Below are 23,123 nucleotides of genomic sequence, written 5' to 3'. Positions count from 1 at the left end.
CGCGCCTGCTCCGCCGCTTCCTCGCGCGCACGGCGCTCCCGCGTCTCCGCCTCGCTCCGGCCTCGCGCCTGCTCCGCCGCTTCCTCGCGCGCACGGCGCTCTCGCTCCCGCGTCTCCGCTTCGCTCCGGCCCCGCGCCTGCTCCGCCGCTTCCTCGCGCGCACGGCGCTCCCGCGTCTCCGCCTCGCTCCGGCCTCGCGCCTGCTCCGCTGCTTCCTCGCGCGCACGGCGCTCCCGCTCCCGCGTCTCCGCCTCGCTCCGGCCCCGCGCCTGCTCCGCCGCTTCCTCGCGCGCACGGCGCTCCCGCGTCTCCGCCTCGCTTCGGCCTCGCGCCTGCTCCGCCGCTTCCTCGCGCGCACGGCGCTCCCGCGTCTCCGCCTCGCTTCGGCCTCGCGCCTGCTCCGCCGCTTCCTCGCGCGCACGGCGCTCCCGCGTCTCCGCCTCGCTTCGGCCTCGCGCCTGCTCCGCTGCTTCCTCTATCACCCTGCGCTGGCGCACTTCCTTTGCCTGCGCAGCTTCCCGCAGCACCAGCTTCGTTTGCCGCTCCGCTTCCACGCGTACTTCCCGTGTCACAGACTTTTTCAGCTGCTGCAGCAAAAAATGCTGACTCTGGGCAAGCCGGATCTCCTGATGTTTTTTCAGCTCATGAAGATGAAGCTCCAGGTTGACAATCGTCTGCTGTAAAACTACGTCCGGCTCTCCGCCGTTTTCATTCGGGTCGCGGTGAATAAGCGAAACACGGTTCCAGGCGTATGTGCGAAGCGCGCCGTATTTTGCAGCAATTCCTTCTGCAAATGAACGGTGCAGCCGATTTATACGCCGTTCTTTTGGCGCCGCCTCCCGTAGTATCCTCACCCCGTGCTCCCTCCTCACGCTGTCCCTTTGTGCTTTATTTGGCGGAACGAACGACCGCTAAAAGCCACCTATTCCAAGTAAACCGCCATATATTCTGAGCATAAACCGCCGTTTCCCAACAGAGTCTCGTCCGCTAGAGAAATAACGATTGCTATTTGTTCCGTTTCTTGTCGTATGCGGTTAACCCGTTATGAACAATTTCAATGCTTTCCACAGCTACCTCGCTGCGCATCGCATTCAGCTCCGGGCCGCTCCATTTAATCGGGTAAGCCTCCGCGAAATTCCATCGGCACAGCTCATCGCCGTCCTGATCATACATAATAATAGAGCCCGTTTTACGGGTTATTTGCCCGTTCATGGCGCTGGAGTACCAGTTCCACAAATCCGTCGACAGACTCAGTCCCCGCTTGAGCACAAGAGGGGGCGACTTGACCCGCTTGGGCAGCCGGTGAAAATGTGTATTGACGCCGCCTTCGGCAATTTCCTCGTATTCGATTTCGGACTGCAGCCCGCTTACTTCCGAGAATCCGGCTGCCTGCAAGCCGTCAAGCTCCACAATAAACCGGAAGGTGCTGCTGACCTCTTTTCTTAAATCGGCTCCCGCCTCCGCTTTTTTCAGCAAGCTCTTTTCCTGCTTTCTGGCGTACTTGCTCTGAAGCATTCATGTCACCTCTTTTTAAACACGTCGAAGGGGTTATCCGGCTCATCATTCAAATTACGGTTAATGCGTGAGATTTCGTCACACCATCGCCGGCGCTCCCGGTGCTCCATCTCCATAATTTCCGCATGGCTCCAGTGAAAATAATAAGCAATGAACCCGGCTTCCTCGTAGATTTTATCGATGGGATAGCGGCTTAAGCCCCCCCCGTTTCGGCTAAAAAAGAGATGTCCACCTCGAAGTCATGCTCGCATTTGGGACATGCGGTTTTTACACTAAGCTTCTCCAGCTCATTAATTTGACGGTAAAAATTTTGCAGAAACGCCAGGTCCGCTGTAAACAGCTTCTCAACCGTTCTTGTATCGATAGCACGCAGGTCGCCCAGCTTCGTAATGACCCGCGCTAGCAAAATAATGGTCAAATAGCCAGGATTTTGCTGCACCCGCTGATCACGCATCGGCAGTATCTCATCAGCTGCCGTCGCCAGCCGCATAATTCCGCGTTTATGCAAATTTCCGTTCTCGTCGACATATCCGCGAGGAAGCTCAAATTCAAATTCTGTACGAAATGCCATGCCAGCGTAACCTCCTGTATCATTTGATGCCTAAAGCTGTGTAAAGCCAAATATAGTGAAAACAAGAGATGGGCCGCTTGCAGAAACTGCTCCGCATCCCCACCCCTTGTTTTACCAGCGGCCTAGCGCCTTCATTCCTGATTATTGCGTTCTGGTCATGCCTTCGTGCGCAAGCTCCAGCAGCTCGATGGCTACCTCTGAAGCCGTTGCGTTGAAGTCAGGCGCGGTGTACTTGGCCGGCCATGCTTCGATAACCTGCCATGTCGCCACATCCTCGCCTTCCTCGTTAATGGCGATAATGGTGACTGTTTTGCGGCTCACTGTGCCCTGGATGCACTCTTGAAGCCACTCATACATATCCATCGAATCGGTTACGCCCCACTTGAGCGTAATGTTGCCGTATTTTGCCAAGCCCGGCAGCTTACGAGGGGTGATGACTTCATTGCCCTCGCGGTATTCTACCACATCAAGGGAAGCATCGAATCCGGAAACCTCGCTGAATCCGGCCTGCTCAATACCTTCTACTTCCACTCTGAATCGAAACTTGCGGTAGGGATCATTGCGTTCGCCCGCCATGTCCTGCCCCCTCCTCACTTCATATGTCAAATTTAATTACGTTCTATGCTCCGGTTTTTCAAACCGGGTCATTGCTTTCATGCTCGCCCGAGTCCCTTTATGAAACCCGTAATTCCCGAGTACCTGTTACTCGCACCGGGATTACTCGGAGCCGGTTTTTTGCGTAATGCGGAAAATAACGAACTCGGCAGGCTTCACAGGCGCAACGCCGATGACGCAGACGAGACGGCCGTTATCGATGTCATCCTGTGTCATGGTTTCACGGCCGATACGGATATAAAATGCCTCGCCCGTGCTGGAACCGAGCAGAGCTCCATCCTTCCATACCCGGGTCAGGAACGCATCGATTGTCCGCTGAACGCGAGCCCACAAACGCTCATCATTCGGCTCGAACACAACCCAGTTGGTGCCGTTCTTAATCGACTCCTCCAGGAAAATAAACAACCGGCGCACGTTCACATATTTCCACAGTGTGTTGGAGGAGCATGTTCTTGCGCCCCAGACACGGATGCCTTGACCGGTAAAGCTCCGGATAAGGTTGACGCCACGCGGATTGAGAATATCCTGCTCGCCCTTGTTGTACTGCACGGACAAACCTACCACGCCGCGTAACACTTCATTCGCAGGCGCCTTGTGAACACCGCGTGTATTGTCGCTGCGCGCATAAATGCCAGCCATCGTACCGGACGGCGGAATATAAATATTACGCTTGTCCAGCGGATCGAACACTTGCAGCCACGGATTGTACATTGCCGCATAGTTGGAATCAAAAATGTCACGATGCGTCAGAACATCGGCAACCTTCGTTTTTTCCCGGGGAATATCGAGAATGGCAAAACGGCTGCCAAGGTTTTCGCAGTGCGCTACGAGCGCGAGCTGAACGTTCGGGTCCGTCACGCCGGGCACAGCCATAATGCTGACTACATCGTTATCAATGAACGCTTGGATGCCTGTACGTTTGCCAGGTCCGTTGTCCTGACCCATGAAATCGCTGGCAGCCAGGTTGGAGATGCTGCCGTCACTGCCGCCGGACAGCTCAATGACGAAGCTTTTGGCGGTTTCGGGCTGTCCCGAAATCACTTCAAACGGTGCCGTTTCGCCGGCATCGCCAAGCTCACCGGTCCGGTCAGCAATATTCACAATATTGGAGCGTCCGACAACCTTCGACACATGGTTCGCCGCAGCGATGTTAAGCGACAGGCGTTCAAAGGTTTCCGCTTCATCCCCATAAAATACGTGCAGCGTGAATTCGCTGGTAGTCAGCACTTTGGACGGAAGAAGATTATTGTCGATTACCGCCTCGTCACCCTCCAGATGGCTTTCCAGCTCAATGATGTTATCTTGAGAGGTGATGACGCGGGAGTATTGCTTATGTACTCCGTCATCAAAAGCGACCACATCGCCGGGATTAAATCCGGCATTTGATTTTACCCGGTATTTCTTGGACTCGTCGCTGTCTCCGAGCACTTCATAAATTTGCGTTTTGGCTTTGCTGGACGGCTCCACCACAACGCGGATTTGGTTGCCCCATGCGCCGGGGTTTTTGGCGCTAATTGCCAGTACGTTGTCCGCACCGTTGACAGCCGGCTTAGCGTCGGAAGGCGCTACACGCATAATGTACGCGCGCGATCCCCCGTTCACGAAGAAGCTCTCTACCGCATAAGCAAGAAAGCGGTACTCACCAAACGCATTTTCCGAGAGATAGGAACCAAAGTTACGCTGAAAATCGTTCATGCTCGTGACCAGCAGCGGCAATCCTTCTACAGCCCCCCGTTGGGTAAGACCGATAAAACCTGCCGTACTCGTGCTGACACCTGCAAGCGGCTGTCCACCGCTGTCAAACTCTTCCACATACACACCAGGCGATAAGTAATCTGCCATTTGTCTCCGGTTTCAGCTATGCGAAACCAGTTCCCTCCTTCCATGGGTTCAAATTGCTACCTTCATCATACTCATTTCGATTTAGTTCGACAAGACTATATTCCCCAGAAACTGGGCCGCTCCTTCTTCGACATTCACCTCCTGCACGAAATTCAATGAATTTAACGAAACTTCCATACGCACAGAAAAGCACCGCACCCGGAACGAAGGCAAAAACACGGCCGCCTCTCCCCGCTCATTGCTAAAAACGACAAATTCCGGAAACAAAACCGTCCCTCTCGTTTGAGCAAAGGCGAGGGGGTTCGCCAAGGATGCCCCCCGGTCCTCCGGGTGAAGCCGCATAATCCGGCATAGTTCCTGTTTTTTCGCATCTTTATGATAAAAAAAATAGGGAAACCCCTCATAAAGTCCTGGCCGGCCGGTCACCTTCACGTAATCCCGGCCTTTTGCCGCATCCTCCACCAGCCTGGCCGACATGCAAACCTCGTCGATAGGACGAACTCTCAGACGTGCGCCCGCTAGCGGCCGGTGATCCTTATCCCGTATGGAAGCGCGCAGGACGGTGACACCGGCTCCGGCCGGATAGGCAGGACTGGGCGTCAGCGGCACAGTCACTGTAGGACATTCGTCCTGTGCTGCAGACAAATCCAGCTCCATCGTTTCGGGCAGATAAATGCTTGAGCGAATATGTAACCGCACCGGCCCGCGCGGAGCCTTCAGCAGCAGCACCAGCCCTTCATCCGCTTTGCGGATAGCACGCTGGGGGTACCCCTCCAGCTCCACCTGCGGAATATCCCGCACAGGCGGCTTCATCGTGCAGCGGTCAACAAAACGCACAACGAGGCCTGCACGCAGGCTGAAGGTGCTTTCAAGACGAGTCTCGCCATTCCCGTTCATTCTGCCCCCTCCGCTTCCTGCAGCCTGAATTCGGCTTCCAGCACGCGCTTCACCGGCTTGGTCCGGATGGAATCGATAAATACCGGTCCGACCATGTAGCTGAGCGACAGCTTATACGGCTCCTCCTGAAAAAAGCCGAATGCGTTCTCCATTGCCAATTCCTCCCGGGTAATGCGCAGCTCCTCATTCCGCTCGGCAAGCGAACCGATAAGCTGACTGCCCCGGAGAACAGCATGATCATGAAACACCTGCATAACCTTCCCAAGCATGCGATGCTCGTCAACTGAACGCGAATGGATATCGGATGCAGAATGGGCCGTAACCAGATAGTGTAAATTGACGGCCATCGGCGGATACTGCTGCGTGCTGCCCTTACTGATCATCGTTGTGCGGCGATGCTCCGGATTGTCCCGGACAGTGTACAGGAACAGGGACAGGCTGAGGTCGCCCTTATCGGCCGGAGGAGCCAGGCCGATGTGCTCCGGCTGCCCAATCGGCTCAGGTGTCATTTCCTGACGAAGCAGCTGGACGAGTGTTTGCCCGACTTCCGCAATAACCGTATAGTCCGCCATTACCGCATTCCCCCCTTCGCTCTGCGGGCATTACAAATCAGCATATTCGCCGAGATCCTCCCTGAGCAAAATTTTTCCGTTTTTCCGCAGCTCGTATTTAGCAGCCGCAATTAACTGCTTCATGCCGATTTCCGTCCCGGCTTCAGCAGCCAGAAACGCTCCGGAAACGACCATATTTTTAATATTGCCCCCGGCCACCTCAAACGTCTTTGCCAGGAACTGAAAATCTACGTCGCTGTCCAGACGCGCTTCCTTCGGAAACGACTGGCGCCATATTTTTTCGCGGTGCTCGGTGTCGGGAAACGGAAACTTAATCACGTAGTTCAGACGCCGCATGAACGCTTCGTCCAGATTTTGCGAGAAGTTTGTAGCCAGAATCGTCACGCCTTCGTACTCTTCCATCTTTTGCAGCAAATACGCAGTCTCAACGTTCGCATACTTGTCATGGGCGTCCTTGACCTCGGAGCGCTTTCCGAACAATGCGTCGGCTTCATCAAAAAACAAAATGCTGCCGGAAAGCTGTGCCTCCCTAAAAATGTCGTGCAGGTTTTTTTCGGTCTCACCGATGTATTTGCTGATCACCTGCGACAGGTCGATTTTGTATATTTCCAGCTGCAGCTCCTTGGCGATCACCTGGGCGGACATTGTTTTCCCTGTTCCGGGCGGACCGGCGAACAGCAGACTGATGCCTTTGCCGTAAGCCAGCTTGCGGTCAAAGCCCCATTCGCCAAACACAACATGGCGGTACTTCAGCTGATTGCAGGCATTGCGAAGCTGTTCTTTCTGGTCTGGAGGCAAAATAATATCATCCCATGCATATTTGGGGTCGATCCGGCTCGCTTTTTGCTGGAGCTTATGCTGAATTTGCGCGTAACAGGCCCGGTGCAACAAATCGCCGGTAATTCGGGCCTCAGGCCCCTCTTCCCAATCCGCAAGCTGCTGTGCGGTATGTATTGCGGTATGAATCTGACCGGGCGTAAAGCGGAATTTGCTGGCGATAGCGCCCCAATCTGACCCTTCGAACCGGGCGCCCGACCATTGCTCCCACAGCCGCCGCCTCTCCGTGTCCGCCGGAACCGGAAGCTCGATATCGGCATACATTTTACCCAGCGGGCGCTTGATCGGCTTCCAGGACGATTCGGATAAAAAAAACACATCTCCCGGATGTCCCGCAGCCAGCTCCCACAGCTCCAGCTGTCTGTCCGGGTGCACTGCGCCATCCTGCTCTGCAAGAAGGTGGAAATTGTCCCAAGCGACGATCCCGTCCTGCAGCACGGCCTCCTGCAGTATCCGGCGGACAATCGAAGAGAACGGCTGCTCCTCGGATTTAAGCTTTCCGCAATCGACCAGCAGAAGCGGCCGGCCGGTGTGGCGGCACAGATGCTTCAGCTGAAGCGTTTTTCCCGCCCCGGGATTGCCCCATAAATGACACAGCAAAGGCTTATTGGCAGCTGATGCCTCCTCTTCGTCGGCAGCAGCTGCCACAGAAAGGTAGCGTCGCAGCCTCTCCTGAACGGCTTGTCCGGTTTCCAGAGGCGGCAGAAAATCCTGAACGGCAATCGTTTGCAAGCAGTAGTCCAGCTCCTCATGCACCGGCGTTACGCCGAGCAGGAAATCCGTCAGCCGGCTTTCCAGCCGAAGCGGTCTGGACAGCAGGGACACCTGCTTATCCTCATCAGGCTCCGCCCTGAAAAAATAAGACAGCAGCTTGCCTCTTTTGGTGAAAAACCGGCGGGCTGCCAGCGCATGCTGCTCGTTATGGCACAGCAGCCGGATAGCTAATTCCACCGTCGCATATTTGCATGTTACATCGTCCTGCAAATAGGCATACAGCTTTTCGTACTTACGGTCCAGCTCCAGAGCAAAAGCTACAAAAATCGTTTGAATTTCAAATGAAGTGAGTTGAAATGCACGCGCTAAATGCGGCAAAGGCAAAAAAATGTTTTGCCGGATGCTTTGCATCAGCCGCTGCCGGATGGCCTCATCCAGCCTAGCCAGTTCCTCAAGCTCAGGAGCGTCGTCCACCATTTCTTCGGAAGCGCTTGCTTGAAGGAGACGGAACATTTCCTCTTCCGCGAGTACAAGCCCCTTAAAGGCCTGCAGAGAGGGGTCCAGCGCTGAATCTTCCTGTGGCATCCGCCGCAGCTGCAGCGCAATGAGCAGATTTAATCGGGAGAGCTCGTCAGCGTAATGCTGCCAAGCATGGGTATACGGTGTGTTGTTCATGCAAGTAACAGTCCCATTTCGTTATCAGGCGTCCTCCGGCTTATAGTTCATCCTCGCCGCCTTGGAACCGAGCTGATCCGCTTCCTTTTCAAGGGCGGCATCATCATTAATTGGTATCCCCTTGGCTTGGGTTGTCGGCCGGACACGACCCTGGCGCTGCTGCACCACATGAGCCAGCTCATGACCCAGCAGCTCCTGGCCGGATTGGGTATTCGGCTGATACCGTCCCGGCGCAAAGTGTATGTCGCTGCCCTGTGTATAGGCGAGCGCCCCGATTTCGGAAGCATCGCTGCCTTCATGAATCTTTACACCGGAGAAGTCCGAATTAAATGCTTTCTCCATCTTGCCTTGTACCTCCGGGGACATTCCGTTCGTGTTGGTTTTACGCTGAACAGGCTTCATCTGAAGCTCGTCTTCCTCGGGGATGCTCATCCGCTGCACAGCCGCAGTCGGATCAGGCTTCAGCATAATTTCTTCCTCTTCGGCTTCCGGCAATTCCGCTTCCATGCGCTGGGCCGCCGCCGAGGAGTTCGCCTTCATCTGGAGCTCTTCCTCCTCAGGGATTTCCATTCGCTGTACGGTCCAACCGCTCCGGCCCGCCAGCATCCGCTGCACAGCCCGGTTTCCCCCAAGCTGCTGCAGCCGCAGCATTCCGTCAGCGGCACGCATAGCTGAGCGCTGGGCCGGTGCAGAGCTTCCTTTGACACGGCGACCATTTGCGCGTCCGCCTTGCAACATTTGTCGACTCATAGTAATATAGTCACTCCTTAGCGGGAGAGAATTGGGACTTGTTTGGATGAATGACTGGGCAGTATTTCTTCTAAGTTCATATTGACATACAGATTCATATTCATGCAACAGTTATTTTCGCAGCGCCTCGTAAAAATAGGCTTATCCCCGCGCCTGCACGTCATTTTTGTCCATTCCCGCTGCTGTTCCGGGACATATTGTAATACGTGCGACAAACTGTGAAAAGGGCGGTGCCTTGACAGATGAGCTCATTCAAGCGTCGGGGAAAAGCGAAACGGGTCAAAAAGGCCGTGAAAAAAAACAAAAGGCAGGCCGCAGCACTGCATAAGCTGCAGGATCGGCTCGCCGCTAAGCTGGGACGCTACGCTTCCACAGCAAGGGGAAGCGTGAAGCAAAAGCACCTCGCGGTTATTATTCAGGTCCGCAGGAAAAACTGCCTGAAGCACATGGCAGCACTGCACAGGCACTTGCATCGACACGGCTTCAAGCCGAAGCGGAGGCTTCCTCTAATCGGGGCCGTCCTCGCCCATGTTACCCCAGGCATGATTCGCAAGCTGTGCAAGCACAAGCTTGTTTCGCGCATTTACGATAATTACCGGGTACGGACCTGTATGAATATCGCTGGGCCTGCTGTAGGCTCGGGGGCGGCACTACGCTCCGGTTTAACCGGAAAGGGCATCGGCATCGCAATTGTGGATACCGGCATATACAAGCATCCCGATCTGGTTAAGCCAAAAAACCGGATCGTCGCTTTTAAGGATTTCATTGCCGGTCGTCGCCAGCCTTACGATGACAACGGCCACGGGACGCATGTAGCAGGCTCGGCCGCCGGGAACGGTTTTGTTTCAAAGGGCTTATACAAGGGCTGTGCGCCCGAGGCTCGGCTGATTGGAGTTAAGGTGCTGGACGCCAAAGGCAGCGGTACCGTCTCCGATGTCGTTGCGGGCATCAACTGGACGGTCAACCAGCGCAAACGGCTCGGAATACGTGTCATGAACCTGTCGCTCGGAACCGGGGTTATAAAGCGATGCCGGGATGATTTGATTTGCCAGGCCGCTTCCCAGGCAGTGCGGAGAGGAATCAGCGTCGTTGCGGCGGCCGGGAACAGCGGCCCGCAGCGAAATACGGTGATTTCCCCCGCAATCAGCCCGTCGGTTATTGCTGTCGGAGCAGCCAATGATCGGCGCACCGTTACACAGCGCGATGACCGGATTGCGCCTTTCTCCAGCCGAGGCAGCGCCCGTCTGCGCAAACCGGATTTGAACGCTCCGGGCGTCAACATTATTTCCCTGCGGGCCCCTGCCGCCGAAGCAACCCCCCAGCTGCCCGTCAAATTCCGCCGCTTCTATACGACAATGACCGGAACCAGCATGGCGACTCCGATTGTCTCCGGAGCGATCGCCCAGCTTCTGCAAAGACGGCCCAGGCTCAAGCCACGGCAAATCAAGACGCTCCTGCAGCGGAACGCCTTCCGTCTGCCGGGATTTTCGCCTGCCGCTCAAGGCAGCGGAGAATTGAATATCCGCTTCACTGCCGCCCGTCGGCGGAGGCAAGTAAATCCATAACTTCCTTGAATAGAGGAAGCGCACGATTAACCCCGTTTTCCGGCTGATCGTGTACAACGACCGCCACTGTATAGGCCGGCTTGTCACTCGGCCCATATCCGGCGAACCATTGATGAACCGCGCCCGCTCCGGTTTGGGCCGTACCTGATTTGCCTGCAAGCGGCCACTTTGCATTCCGCAGCGCCATGCCCGTGCCTGAAACGACAACGTCTCTCATCCAAGCCTTCAGTGTTTTCACGGTTTGCGGGGATAGTCCTTCAGCCGGGCGATGAGCCTGCTGTGCCGGGAACCGGTCCATGGTCATCCCGTTGGCGTACCGGACCTCAGAAACAATCCGGGGAGCGCGGGCCTGATCCCCTTGAAGTATAATATTTATCATTTGAGCGGCCTGCAGCGGAGAAACAAGCACATCGCGCTGTCCAATCGCAGTTTGAATAAGCAGACCCGAATCCGTCCGATCCGCTTGGGAGGAAAAGATTTGCCCCTTATCCTCCCCGTCAAGCTGGCGCAGCGTTTCCCCGCCGAATAGGGAGTCCCCGCTCCAACCGGACAAGCCGGCCAGCCCCAGCCTCAGCGCATAGCGTTCCAGGCGTCCGGCGTCCAGCCGCTGCATTACCTGGGCAAATACAAGGTTGCAGGACTGCGCAAACGCTTCAGCCATCGTCAATTTGCCGTGACCGCCCCGCAGCCAGCAAGAAAAGCCGTACCTGCCGAGCTCTCCCTGGCATGTGAACGCTTCATCCGGCCGTACAGCCTTTTCCTCCAAAGCAGCCGCTGCAACCACCAGTTTAAAGACCGACCCCGGCGCAACGGCGCGCAGCGCTTGATTCCGCCATTTGCCGCTTTGGGGGTCAACCTGATTCGGGTTAAAGGAGGGGCTGGACGCCATCGCTACAATATCCGAGCTGGATGCATCCAGAACAACGACCGCCCCGGATCGGATGCCCGCCTTGTCCATCAGCCGCTCCACCTCCACCTGCAGGCGCCGGTCCAGTGTCGTAACCAGACTCGTCGGATAGTACGGATTGCCCGGCTGAAACAGCCTGACCTTCAGTCCAGGCAAAGGCTCCTTAGCCCCGTCTGTAAAAAGCGATACCGTGGTCGGCCCGGCTCCCTGCAAATAGTGCTCGAACTGCTTTTCCAGCCCGGATGCTCCTACCAGGCTGTCCTCCCGAAGCAAGCCCTTGCTGATCTGGTCAGCAAATTCCGTCCGTACCCGCTCCGGATCCTCCGAGACATAACCGAGAACCTGTCCAGCAGGGGCGGGCTCCCGGTACCGCTGCTCCACATGCAGCACCTCCACACCGGGGAGCGCTAAGCTGCGAACCCGCTCAGCCTCTGCGGCTGAAAGTTCAAGCGGCTGCCGCGGTGCGTCGGCGCCGCTCCACAGGCGCGGCTGAGAGCCCCCGCCAGCTGTGAACCGGTTCCACTCCCGCTCCGTAGTATGCAGAAGCCTCCACAGCTCCTTCCACCTTTCCTGAAGTGCGCCGGAGCCCGGCTTAACCGGGAAATAAGCGAGGGCACGAATGGCGCCTCCGGTGAAAGGCTGCAAGCTCCGGTCCACGATTTGCCCGCGTCCGCTGTCCAGCAGCAGCCCTCTCTCGCGCTGGTGCACCGATTGGGCAACCAGATCGGCCCCTGCAGCCCGCACTCCGATTGAACTGAGCAATTGCAGGCTGCCAAGCCGGACAAGTAAAGCCGCGATCGCTGCAGTAAGCAGCATAAGCAGCACAAACAGCCTTCTTTTGCCGGACGTGTCCATCCCCCGTCATCCCCCCGTATATTTTCTCTTGCTACCAGTATCGACGGAAAGAAGCCCTTACAAACAAAGGCTCCTCCGCAAGCCAAGCGACTGGTCTTATCGTCCCATTCAAGATTTGACCACGCAAAGAAGCCTCCGTCCCCATCGTAATGGTTTCGGAAGCTTCTTGCCTGTTATCGGGAATGATGCCTATCAAGCGGAGCGCACTGCGCCCCCCTTGAACCATCTACTACCTGCAGGTAAAACCCGATATTATTGTGTTCTGAACTTGGACAGGGAATCCCGAAGCGAATTCGACAGCCCTTCCAAATTATCCGCCAATCTGACCAGCCCTTCGCTAATGCTGGACTGCTCATTGCTGAGCGACGCAACCTCTTGCGAGGTGGCCGAAGATTCTTCAGCGACAGCGCTAACGTTCGTCATGGCATCACTAAGCACATTTTGGGATTCATTCAGTTGCTGAATCGAAGCTGTAGCCTCGTTCAGCTTCTCCACAAAGCCGCCCATCAGCTGCTGCACCTGCTGGAAAATAACATCGGTTTCCTTCACCGATCCGATCTGCTCCTGGAAAAGCGGATATGCCGCAGACAGCACGGACACCGTTTCATCGATGCCGCTTTGAATCGTTTCCGTGATTTCACCGACGACACTGATGGAATGTCGGGACTGATCCGCCAGCTTGCGGATTTCGTCGGCAACAACCATAAAGCCTTTGCCTGCCGCTCCGGCCCGAGCCGCTTCAATGGTAGCGTTCAAGGACAAAATATTCGTCTGCTTCGTTAAGTTGTTCAGCACATCCAAGATTTTACGAATCGAACGCGTGCTTTCTTTCAGCTGATCGACCTTCTCCACCATCGAGCGGGTCATCAGCTCGGTCGAATTCGTTTTGGCCGTCAGCTCTGCCATGAAATGTGTGCCCTGTTCACTCGCCTTCTGGACCTCTGTCGCCGCCAGCTTCATTTCGCTGTTGGCCGAAACGACTTGATTCATTTGCTCGCTGATTGTATACGTAATTTCATTGCCGCGCTCAGCTTCGACCGCCAAGCTGGATGCCCCGTTTGCAATCTCTTCCGTAGCAAGCGCAATCTCGCGGGCGGAGGTAGCCGTTTTTTTCGAGGAATCCGACAGCTGCTCTGCCGTGGACAGCACCTCTTGGGCCGAAACGGTTGTCTGATTGACCAGCTGGGTAATTTTCTCCATCATCTGGTTGAAGCTTTGCCCCAATTGCCCGATCTCATTATTCGACTGGAAGTTTGTGCGAACCGTCAAATTCCCTTCTTCGCCTTCCTTCATCAAATTGCGCAAATGAACCAGCGGACGCATCATTCTCATGACGAACAAACCGATAATGACGGCCACAATTGCGGCACAAGCCGACATGATGATCGTCACCATAAAAATGGTATCTGTCTGCTTCGTCAATTCAGCGACAGGCAGCGCGCCCACCACTTTCCAGCCATTCTTCTCCAGCGTGCTGTATACCGCCAGTGTCTTCTCTCCGTTGAGCATGATATCCTCCAGACGGCCTTTGGAGGCTTCCACTTTGGACATATCAATCGGGCTATCCTGCTCAAGCAGTTCAAGATCGTTTGCCTGCATCACCTTATTACTCTGATCGACTATGTATACCTTTCCAGCCCCACCCATAATCGCCTGTACTTGATCACTAAGCGTCTCCAGCTTAATCTCCACCAGAAATATGGATGTTATGGTGTTGGAGGAAGCATTTTTAATGACCCGTGAAATTGAAAATGCCGGGTAGGACAGTTTTCCCGATGTCCCCTTCTTCTTCGTCCCCAGCCATACCGCTTTGCCGGCAGCCGCTAAGGTTTGCTTGAACCATTCCTCGTCCGAGTAGGACGATTTATCTAATGTACCGCCGCTGGTGAACACCCGTTCGCCGTTTCGGTCCAGCAGAGAGATGGAGGCAATCGTTTTGTTCGTTAAGGCCAGCGTGTTCAGCTTGTTCCCGATATCCTGCGTTACCTTGAGCTGATCATAGCTTCCTTTCGGAGAGCTATAATATTGATCCATCAGGCTTTGCATGCTTTGGTCAACAACCATTTGCATCGTCAAATCCTCATAAATATTCAGCATCAAATCAAGCTTCTCCGAAGCCTGTGTAACGGTTTGCTCGGAAGCAATCGCTACCTTATCCTGAATAATTCCTTTGGAAATGAGATAGGAGGTTTCTCCTACGACCAGAACAAAGACGAGTATGCTGATAAAGAACGTCAAGAACAGCTTCATACCTACGGACTTCGCCGGATTCGTAACCTTGAAATCAGAGAGGATGTCTTTAGTCCCTAATCTGCCGGGGACCTTGGCTCCCTTCATCACTTTTGTAAACGTTCTCTTTACTGTTCGAATAAACTTGCCTTTTTCAGGCGAAAAATTAGTTTTCATCGAATCCCCACCGCCTTCGATTAGTTAGTTCTCCTGGATGTCTGCTTTTGTAATAAGTTGGGTCTATTTCTCTAATATCGTCATATTCGACATGAAGATGAAGATCCCTTTTTTCTTAAATAAAATCCCCCCTTTTTCGAAGAAAAAGAGGGGGATTTTATTAAGACTTTCGTCCTGCTTGCTTGCGCATCAAGTCCATAGGCCGCACCGGGCTGCTAACCGGGAGACGCAGAACCTGCAGCGGATGGCGAGCCGCATCCAAAGGCTGCCCCTCGGCATCTGTCAGTCCCCGCACCGTTTGCTTGAAAAACGTACCGTTCGGCCCGAAAAACTCAACCTCCTGGCCTTCCTTAAAGTGGTTTCGCTGCTCGATCGTAGCCATTCCTTGCTCTGCATCATAATCCAGCACAACCCCGCAAAAATCATAGTCGGCCATTTTAGGCTCCGGTCCGTAAATATGATCCTCATGATCCGGCGCATCGTAGAAAAATCCGGTATTGACCGGGCGATTGGCCGCTTTATTGATTTCCTCCACCCACTGCGGCTGAAGAACATAACCGTCCGGGTCGGCTAAATATGCATCAATGGCTTGCCGGTAGCTGTTAATGACCGTCGCCACATAATGGAGGCTCTTCATCCGTCCTTCCACCTTGAAGCTTTCCACGCCTGCTTCAATCAAATCCGGAACATGCTCAATCATACACAGGTCTTTGGAGCCCATGGAGAATTGATCATCATCGGGCTTGAACACCGGCAGCTCCTTGAGGCCGATACGGAAATTGTTCACCGTCGAATCCTCTGCCGCTTCCTCCTCGGAGACGAGCTCCTCCAGCTCCGGCGGCCCGGATTCAAACAAATCATACTTCCAGCGGCAGGACTGCGAACAGCCGCCTCGATTGGAATCGCGATCGGTAAAGTGGTTGGACAGCACACAGCGGCCGGAATACGAGCTGCACATGGCGCCATGGATAAATACTTCGATATCCACCTCGACACGGCGCTTAATTTCACGGATATCCTCCATGCTTGCTTCCCGTGCGAGCACGACACGCTCAATGCCTTCTTCCTTCCAGAACTGCACCGCCTGCCAGTTCATGGTCGACTGCTGCGTGCTCAGATGCACTTCCATTTTCGGAGCTACACGCCGGGCTGTTTCAATAATCGCCGGGTCGGCCACAATGATAGCAAAAATGCCGACGCTTTCCAAATCCCGCAAGTACTGCTCCAGTCCGGGTAAATCTTCATTGTGGGCATAAATATTGGTTGCAACAAACACCTTGGCTCCATAACGGGAGGCAAACTCTACCCCCTCCCGCATTTCCTCCAGCGAGAAGTTGTCCGCGTTGGAGCGCAGCCCGTACTTTTGCCCGCCGATATAGACCGCATCTGCGCCATAATGGACAGCAAACTTCAGCTTCTCCAAGTTGCCCGCCGGCGCAAGCAGCTCAGGACGCTTCAGCTCCCGCCGTGCCTTTCCTTCCTGATTCGACGCTGCAGCGGCTCTGCTGCCTGTTGTTTCCTGGATGTCTTGCATCGTCTGTTCCCCTCCTTGCTCTCTTAATACACCTGTTCTTTATAGAAAAATCCGTACGAAAGCTCCCGCTCCGGCTCCTGCACCTCTTGAATGGCCTCAAGCCATTCTTCTTGGAATTCATAGCCGGCCGGATTGCTCCAATAAGAATCGATAGCCTGCCGGTAGCTTCTCAGCACCGTTTCGTTATATTCGGGCGATTTAAGCAGCCCTTCAATTTTAAAGCAATCTACACCGGCTTCCATCAGCTCGTGAATATTCTCAAGCATACAAATATCGTCGGCACTCATGATGTGGGTGCCGCTTTCGTCTTCAAACACAGGGAACCGTAAATCGGGCCGCTCCGCTTCCATTAGCCGGAAGCCGCGATCAGCGCCAAGCGAGGCGAGCTCCGTTCCGTCGATAAATTCGTTTTGGTGACGCAAATAGTTGTGCACCAAATTGCGCCGGGAATGATAAATGTTTGTCATTCCATGCACCTGAACCTGAATTTCCATGTGCACTGCGCCTTTCATTTCGATCACCTGCTCCATATTCAGCTCCCGGGCCAAAAACGCCCGAGTGGCCCCTTTTTTGCCCCAATAATTGGCGGTCACATAGTTGGTTGACGTCATTTCCGTGTTCCAATGCAGCGGCAGCTCCACTCCGGCCTGCTTCATGGCAATCAGCACGGCCGGATCGCCAAAAACCAGCGCATCCACCCCCGCCTCCTGCATCGCTTTAACGTAGCCGGGCAGTGCATCTAAATCGTCATTTTCAAAAATGGTGTTTACCGATACGTACAGCTTGCCTCCGCGCCCGTGCATATAAGCCGCCGCCTCCGCGATATGCGCGGGGCTCATGCTGCCGGGCAGCCGGAGCCCGAACCGTCCTTCCCCAACCATGACACTGTCTGCTCCAGCCTCTACATATCGTTTAACCTCATCCAGACTGCCAGCCGGAATGAGCAGCTCTGTTTTGCTTGCCATACCATTCCCTCCTTACGAATGTCCTACGGATTGCTCTGTTTATTCATTCTGTTGCTTTCCGCTATGTTGGCTTGATGCTGTTCGTAGGTTTCTGCAAAAAGATGGCCTTTCGTGCCGTCCTTCTTCGTCACATAAAATAAATAACGCGTCTCCGCCGGAAATATCGCCGCCTCAATCGATTTGAGGCTCGGACTTGCGATTGGTCCTGGCGGCAAACCGGTAATTTTATACGTGTTATACGGGCTTGCCACTTCCAAGTCGGCATAAAGCAGCCGTTCCTTCTGCTCGCCAAGCGCGTACTGAACGGTAGCATCTATTTGCAGCGGCATTTTCTGAGCAAGCCGGTTCCAAATGACACCCGCCACGACAGGCCGTTCCTCATCAACGACAACCTCCCGTTCCACAAGCGAGGCAATCGTCAGCATTTGATGAACAGAGTAGCCGGCCGCCTGCAGCTTGTCCTCCCAGCCGGCCGGAAGTGAAGCTAGCCGCAGGTCCGTCTCCTGAAGCATCCGTTCCAGAAACTCCTGCTCCGTGCTTCCCTTTTTCAATTCATAGGTTTCCGGGAACAAGTACCCTTCAAGCCTTCGCTTGATTTGGCTGTCTGCCGGAATCGCCGCCGCCGCTTTACTGTCCAATCGGGCCGGGTCGGCTGCGAGTGCAAGAAACGTTTCCTTCTCGGCGAGACCCTGTTCACTCAGCTTGGCCGCAATCTGGTCCACGGTCCACCCTTCGGGAATCGTAAAGCGGACCATTTCCTCCTTCACTACATCGCCGCGGTTTAATCGATCAATCAAGCCGTCTATCGTTTCCCCGGGGGCGAAGGAATACGTTCCGGCCTGGAACCGGCTTCCCTCCTGCTTATATTTCAGGTAAGCTATGAAAATAAAATCATTCTTGATGATATGGGCCTGCTTCAGCTGAGCTGCAATTTGCCGGGGACTCGTCCCCGGTGCAATCGTCACCTCTGTGCCTTCCCCGGCAGGCATCGGCCGCAGCGCGCCGGCGGCATACCAAACCGCTGCACAAGCAAGACCTATGCCGATAAGCAGCAAAATGAGCACAGCTGAAAGCAAGCCCCTCCGGGATCTCGGCCTCTGTGCCTCCTGTTGATCTATGACCACAAACTGATTCCAGTCCTTTCCAGCTATCTGTTCCCTGAACACGGCTTGATCCGCCTGAAAAAAGAGCCCGCCGCGTTTAGCAGAGGATTCACCATGATACAGGATGAACCCGCTATCAATTTGTCGGCAAAACAGCAAAAAGAGGACGTACGAACGCCCTCGTCCTACGAAAACAGCATTTCATCAACAAGCTCGGAAACATTTTCCCACTCGTCGTCATCCTCGATCGTTTCAAGCTCCGGCTCCCCGCCGCGGTTCATTCCGATGCGGTACAGCCCGAATTCGTTTCTGCGCTCCAGTTCATCTGTCTGCAATGCCGCATACATGACCTTGCCTAAGCTGAATTCGGTCAGAATCCGAAAAACGACCGACTCGCCCTCATCATCAACAAGCACGACCTCTTGCCCAAAGCGTTCGCGAAGCACTTGTACCTCGCGAACATCTTCCAATGTATAGTCAAAAAGCCCGTCGTTCATTAATCCTCTTTCTCCATTTCGGCAAGAAGGGTGTTGAACGTCTCCTCAACAATATCCCATTCCGCCTCATCCTCAATCGGGAACAGCTGCAAATCGTCGCCATCTTCTTCATAACGGAAGGCGTATACCTCTTCGGTTTCTTCATCCTCATTTTGTTCCGCACCGACAGGGACAACCATCATATACTTCTTATCCGAGCCATCCACTTCAAACTTCATGATGACTTCGAACTCTTCTTCGTTACCGTCATCATCAGGAATATAAATAATTTCCGGTTCTTCAAACTGTTTGTCGTCTTGGGCCATGATGGTCCACCTCACCTTTTGGAATTAAAATCAAGAAACCCTTGCAAAATGAATACAGCGGCCATTTTGTCCACAACCTGCTTACGTTTCTTGCGGCTGACATCGGCTTCAATCAGCGTACGTTCTGCAGCGACTGTTGTCAACCTTTCATCCCAAAGATGAACCGGCAAGTTGAACGTTTCCTTCAGCATGTTCGCAAAATCGATACACATGTCACCGCGCGGCCCCGTCGTGCCATTCATGTTTTTGGGCAAGCCGACAACAATCTGCTCCACTCCATAGCCTGAAATGATTTCAGCCAGACGGGCGGTGTCCCGCTCGGCAGTTTGCCGCTGCAGCACCTCAAGCCCTTGGGCCGTCCACCCCAGCTCGTCACTAAGGGCTAGCCCTAACCGTCTGTCCCCATAATCGATCCCCAGTATTCTCATGCCTGCTCCCTAAGGTGGCAGCAAGGCCGATGGACATCCACCGGCCGTATGCTGCGTTGAAATAAATACGTATGCTGTTACTGCTCGTCGTCACACATGCAGGATCGTTATCTATGCTGATTCAGATAGCTGCGAACCAATTCCTCAATCAATTCATCCCGCTCCCGCTTGCGGATAAGACTGCGCGCGTTGTTATGGCGCGGGATATAAGCCGGATCGCCGGAAATCAGGTAGCCGACAATCTGGTTAATCGGATTGTACCCTTTCTCCTGCAGCGCATCATAGACTGCAAGAAGAACCTCCTGCGGCGATATCTGCGCTTCCTCGGCTTTGACATCGAACTTCATCGTTTTGTCCATGCTGCTCATTGCCAGCACCCCCTGACCCAGTGAAGATAAGTACTTATCATTGTTAGTATTCTCCGTCTGGCCATAAATTCCTTTTTTTCGCTAAAAATTATGCTTGCTGCTTGACCCATTCCGACGCATACGCCAGTGCTTCCGCAAGCTTCGATGGGTCCTTGCCCCCGGCCTGAGCCATATCGGGGCGTCCGCCGCCGCCGCCGCCGCACCGCGATGCGGCTTCCTTAATCAGCTTGCCCGCGTGATAGCCTTTTGCAACCAAATCCGGCGTAACCGCAGCAACCAGGTTCACCTTATCTTCCGCTGCTGCGCCCAGCAAAATGACGCCGGAGGAGATTTTCCCCTTCACCTCGTCAACAATGCTGCGAAGCGAATCCATATCCGCCGCGCTTACTTGTACTGCGAGAAGCTGAACACCCTCCACTGTCTGGATTTGTTGATCCAGCGATCCGGCTTCAATGCGGCTCAGCTTGCCGCGCAGCGATTCATTCTCGCGTGAAAGCTCGCGGATTTGCCCGTTTAAGCCCTCGATGCGCTTCGGCACGTCTTGAATATTCGATTTCAGCAGCGCCGCCGCATCCTTCAGCAGCTGCAGCTGCCCTTCCATATATTCATATGCGCCGCGTCCGCTAACCGCTTCGATCCGGCGCACCCCGGAGCCGATCCCGCTTTCGCTCACGATTTTGAACAGCCCGATTTCAGCTGTGTTCGACACATGGCAGCCGCCGCACAGCTCAATGCTGTAATCGCCAACCTGAACAACCCGGACAATATCGCCGTATTTTTCACCGAAAAGCGCCATAGCCCCCATCGCCTTCGCTTCAGCAATGGCCATTTGCTGGATGACAACCGGTGTTCCTTTCCAGATCTGCTCATTGACCCGGCGCTCAATATCCGCCAGCTCCTCCGATGTTACACTGCCAAAATGAGAGAAGTCAAAACGCAGACGATCGGCCTCGACAAGCGATCCCGCCTGATTAGCATGCTCGCCCAGAACTTCCTTCAATGCTTTATGCATCAGGTGGGTTGCAGTGTGGTTCTTAATAATGCTCTCCCGGGAAGAAGCATCCACCTGCGCCGTCACCGCTTCTCCTTGGCGGAGCGTACCGCTGGCGATTCGGACTGTGTGCACATGCTGGCCGTTCGGCGCTTTGCCGACTTCCTCCACTTCAAGCTTGACGCTGCCGCCCACGATAACGCCTTTATCGCTCGTTTGACCGCCGCTTTCCGCATAGAACGGGGTGCGGTCCAGAATAACCTGGCAGGTCTGCCCTTCGCCAACAAGGTCCACCCGCTCATTATGAAGCACAATCGCAGCCACATTAGCAGTTGTTACCAATTCAGTATATCCAACAAACTCGCTTTTAACCGTCAAATCGCTCAGCGGTCCGCCTTGGACCTTCATGCTGCCTTCATTGCTCCGGCCGCTCCGGCCGCGCTCACGCTGCTCTTCCATAGCCGTGTCAAAGCCGGCCCGGTCAACCGTCATCCCCTGCTCCGAAGCGAAATCCTCCGTCAGGTCAAACGGGAAGCCGTAGGTGTCGTACAGCTTGAATGCGTCCGAGCCGTTAATAACGGATTGTCCCGTTTTCCGGGTTTCCTCAATGAGCGCCGACAAAAGGGCAAGCCCGTCCGACAGCGTCTCGTGGAACCGTTCTTCTTCGATACGGATAACCTTTTCGATGAATTCCCGTTTCTCCACAACCTCCGGATAGTATACGCCCATGACCTCGCCCACAACGGCGGTAAGCTGGTACAGGAACGGCTTATCGATGCCGATTGTCTTCCCGTAGCGGACAGCACGGCGCAGCAGGCGGCGGATTACGTAGCCCCGTCCCTCGTTCGAAGGCTGCACACCGTCGCCGACCGAGAAGGCTACCGTCCGGATATGGTCGGCAATGACCTTCAGCGCCACGTCATATTCCGGCTTAGCTTTATATTTCACACCTGCGATTTTGCAAGCCGCCTCGATGATCGGCATGAACAGATCCGTATCAAAGTTCGAATCCACATCCTGCAAAATGGAGCTCAGACGCTCCAGCCCGGCACCGGTATCAATATTTTTGTTCGGAAGCGGCGTGTAGCTGCCGTCCTTATTATGATTGAATTGGGAGAACACCAGGTTCCATACCTCTAGGAACCGCTCGTTCTCGCCGCCCGGCGTGCATTCCGGATCGGAGAGATCGCCATATTTTTCACCGCGGTCGTAAAAAATTTCCGTACAAGGTCCGCACGGCCCTTCCCCGATGTCCCAGAAGTTATCCTGCAGCTTGTAGATGCGCTCCGCCGGCAAGCCGATCTTCTTATTCCAGAAATCAAAAGCTTCGGTATCCTCCGGGTATACGGTCACCGACAGGCGCTCCGGATCAAAGCCAATCCATTTCGGGTCGGTCAGGAATTCCCACGCCCAGGTAATGGCCTCTTCCTTGAAATAATCCCCAATCGAGAAGTTGCCGAGCATTTCGAAAAAGGTATGGTGGCGGCGGGTTTTGCCCACGTTCTCAATGTCATTGGTACGGATGCATTTCTGCGAGTTGGCGATCCGCGGATTTTCCGGCTTTACCCGGCCGTCAAAGTATGCCTTCAGCGGCGCCATACCGGCATTAATCCACAGCAGGGACGGGTCATTATGAGGCACTAGCGAAGCGCTGGGCTCAATATGGTGCCCCTTGCTCGCAAAAAAATCAAGCCATTTCTGGCGTACAACACTTGCTTTCATCTCGCCATCTTCCTCCTTCAAGGTCTCCATAAAAAAATAAAACGCCCCTATAAATCAGGGACGAGCTGTCTCGCGGTACCACCCTGGTTATTGCACCCCTGCAGAGCTTACGCAAGCTACTGCGGCGGCAATCGCCTTGTATTGGACGATAACGGGTCCAAATGCCGGCGGAGTTCATCCGCACTCTGAAATTTGCTTCTGCCGGCCTGCGATATAAAGACTCTCCCAGCCATGCAAAAAGCGCTTGCTTCCTGCCGGAGCCTTCTCTCTGGTATATGCATAAAAACGGCATACTGGTTTCCATCAACGTATTGTCGTTATGGTTCGTTTATCCATGAAAATTATAAGCCTCCGGCGCGACAATGTCAACGCTGGCAGGGACTGCGCCGCTTCCGGCACGCAAGGCATTTCATAGTAAACCAGCTTAACCGTCAGCCATTTACAACCCGGCGGCTGCCCCTAGAGGAAGAAGTCGCGCAATGCACAAAA

Annotated in this window: 21 protein-coding genes; 1 reads left to right on the top strand and 20 read right to left on the bottom strand. The window is 54.6% G+C overall.

The window, feature by feature from the left end; translation table 11 throughout:
* The 10 genes from WBG83_RS06420 to WBG83_RS06375 all read right to left on the bottom strand — a co-directional run.
* A partial coding sequence (locus WBG83_RS06420; RefSeq protein WP_336743689.1) for a hypothetical protein occupies positions 1–854 on the bottom strand: 854 nt, incomplete at its 3' end.
* Between the two features lie 151 nt (positions 855–1,005).
* A complete protein-coding gene (locus WBG83_RS06415) occupies positions 1,006–1,515 on the bottom strand; it encodes a phage tail protein (RefSeq protein ID WP_336743687.1) in 510 nt (169 codons plus the stop codon).
* Between the two features lie 5 nt (positions 1,516–1,520).
* The gene (locus WBG83_RS06410) at positions 1,521–1,688 is read right to left on the bottom strand and encodes a DUF6760 family protein (protein WP_336743698.1); all 168 of its coding nucleotides are present in this window, start codon (positions 1,686–1,688) and stop codon (positions 1,521–1,523) included.
* A 20-nt stretch (positions 1,689–1,708) separates the two neighbouring features.
* Positions 1,709–2,086, bottom strand: coding sequence for a phage tail assembly protein (locus tag WBG83_RS06405; protein WP_336743686.1), 378 nt, complete (start codon positions 2,084–2,086; stop codon positions 1,709–1,711).
* Positions 2,087–2,227: 141 nt separating this feature from the next.
* Positions 2,228–2,662, bottom strand: coding sequence for a phage tail protein (locus WBG83_RS06400; RefSeq protein WP_336743684.1), 435 nt, complete (start codon positions 2,660–2,662; stop codon positions 2,228–2,230).
* A 141-nt stretch (positions 2,663–2,803) separates the two neighbouring features.
* Positions 2,804–4,543 (bottom strand): phage tail sheath family protein, encoded by a 1,740-nt coding sequence (locus WBG83_RS06395; protein ID WP_336743682.1) that lies wholly within the window; start codon positions 4,541–4,543, stop codon positions 2,804–2,806.
* A gap of 81 nt (positions 4,544–4,624) precedes the next feature.
* The gene (locus WBG83_RS06390; protein ID WP_336743680.1) at positions 4,625–5,440 is read right to left on the bottom strand and encodes a hypothetical protein; all 816 of its coding nucleotides are present in this window, start codon (positions 5,438–5,440) and stop codon (positions 4,625–4,627) included.
* Positions 5,437–6,012 carry a DUF4255 domain-containing protein gene (locus WBG83_RS06385; RefSeq protein WP_336743678.1) on the bottom strand — a complete coding sequence of 192 codons (576 nt, stop codon included), beginning with the start codon at positions 6,010–6,012 and terminating at the stop codon, positions 5,437–5,439. The genes WBG83_RS06390 and WBG83_RS06385 overlap by 4 nt, the downstream gene beginning before the upstream one ends.
* Positions 6,013–6,042: 30 nt before the next feature.
* The gene (locus tag WBG83_RS06380; protein ID WP_336743677.1) at positions 6,043–8,238 is read right to left on the bottom strand and encodes an AAA family ATPase; all 2,196 of its coding nucleotides are present in this window, start codon (positions 8,236–8,238) and stop codon (positions 6,043–6,045) included.
* A gap of 24 nt (positions 8,239–8,262) precedes the next feature.
* Positions 8,263–8,988, bottom strand: coding sequence for an eCIS core domain-containing protein (locus WBG83_RS06375; RefSeq protein WP_336743676.1), 726 nt, complete (start codon positions 8,986–8,988; stop codon positions 8,263–8,265).
* 290 nt (positions 8,989–9,278) lie between these two features.
* On the opposite strand from WBG83_RS06375, the gene WBG83_RS06370 reads away from it, so the two are divergent.
* Positions 9,279–10,553: a S8 family peptidase gene (locus WBG83_RS06370; RefSeq protein ID WP_336743675.1), complete on the top strand. Its 1,275-nt coding sequence runs from the start codon at positions 9,279–9,281 to the stop codon at positions 10,551–10,553.
* On the opposite strand, the gene WBG83_RS06365 is transcribed toward WBG83_RS06370, so the two are convergent.
* The 10 genes from WBG83_RS06365 to alaS form a co-directional block, all read right to left on the bottom strand.
* The gene (locus WBG83_RS06365; protein WP_336743674.1) at positions 10,516–12,315 is read right to left on the bottom strand and encodes a peptidoglycan D,D-transpeptidase FtsI family protein; all 1,800 of its coding nucleotides are present in this window, start codon (positions 12,313–12,315) and stop codon (positions 10,516–10,518) included. The two genes, WBG83_RS06370 and WBG83_RS06365, sit on opposite strands and share 38 nt — an antisense overlap.
* 252 nt (positions 12,316–12,567) lie before the next feature.
* Positions 12,568–14,721, bottom strand: coding sequence for a methyl-accepting chemotaxis protein (locus tag WBG83_RS06360; RefSeq protein ID WP_336743673.1), 2,154 nt, complete (start codon positions 14,719–14,721; stop codon positions 12,568–12,570).
* Between the two features lie 160 nt (positions 14,722–14,881).
* Positions 14,882–16,255, bottom strand: coding sequence for a peptidase U32 family protein (locus tag WBG83_RS06355; RefSeq protein WP_336743672.1), 1,374 nt, complete (start codon positions 16,253–16,255; stop codon positions 14,882–14,884).
* Between the two features lie 23 nt (positions 16,256–16,278).
* Positions 16,279–17,220 carry a peptidase U32 family protein gene (locus tag WBG83_RS06350; protein WP_336743671.1) on the bottom strand — a complete coding sequence of 314 codons (942 nt, stop codon included), beginning with the start codon at positions 17,218–17,220 and terminating at the stop codon, positions 16,279–16,281.
* Between the two features lie 23 nt (positions 17,221–17,243).
* Entirely contained in the window at positions 17,244–18,284 is a 1,041-nt protein-coding gene (gene mltG / locus WBG83_RS06345; protein ID WP_336743669.1) for an endolytic transglycosylase MltG, read from the bottom strand.
* A gap of 224 nt (positions 18,285–18,508) precedes the next feature.
* Complete coding sequence (locus WBG83_RS06340; protein WP_336743668.1) at positions 18,509–18,820, bottom strand: DUF1292 domain-containing protein; 312 nt, start codon at positions 18,818–18,820, stop codon at positions 18,509–18,511.
* Positions 18,820–19,125 (bottom strand): DUF1292 domain-containing protein, encoded by a 306-nt coding sequence (locus tag WBG83_RS06335; RefSeq protein ID WP_336743666.1) that lies wholly within the window; start codon positions 19,123–19,125, stop codon positions 18,820–18,822. Before WBG83_RS06335 ends, WBG83_RS06340 begins: the two co-directional genes overlap by 1 nt.
* A gap of 11 nt (positions 19,126–19,136) precedes the next feature.
* Positions 19,137–19,553, bottom strand: a complete 417-nt coding sequence (gene ruvX / locus WBG83_RS06330) for a Holliday junction resolvase RuvX (RefSeq protein ID WP_336743665.1) — start codon at positions 19,551–19,553, stop codon at positions 19,137–19,139.
* A gap of 107 nt (positions 19,554–19,660) precedes the next feature.
* Complete coding sequence (locus WBG83_RS06325; RefSeq protein WP_336743664.1) at positions 19,661–19,921, bottom strand: IreB family regulatory phosphoprotein; 261 nt, start codon at positions 19,919–19,921, stop codon at positions 19,661–19,663.
* An 88-nt stretch (positions 19,922–20,009) separates the two neighbouring features.
* Positions 20,010–22,634 (bottom strand): alanine--tRNA ligase, encoded by a 2,625-nt coding sequence (gene alaS / locus WBG83_RS06320; RefSeq protein ID WP_336743663.1) that lies wholly within the window; start codon positions 22,632–22,634, stop codon positions 20,010–20,012.
* Between the last annotated feature and the right edge of the window lie 489 nt (positions 22,635–23,123).

Origin of the sequence: Paenibacillus sp. y28 (assembly GCF_037137075.1) — a bacterium.
Lineage (GTDB): Bacteria > Bacillota > Bacilli > Paenibacillales > NBRC-103111 > JBBBNV01.
Note: the sequence above shows the minus strand (reverse complement) of the source record. Positions and strands in the feature narration are given on the sequence as shown.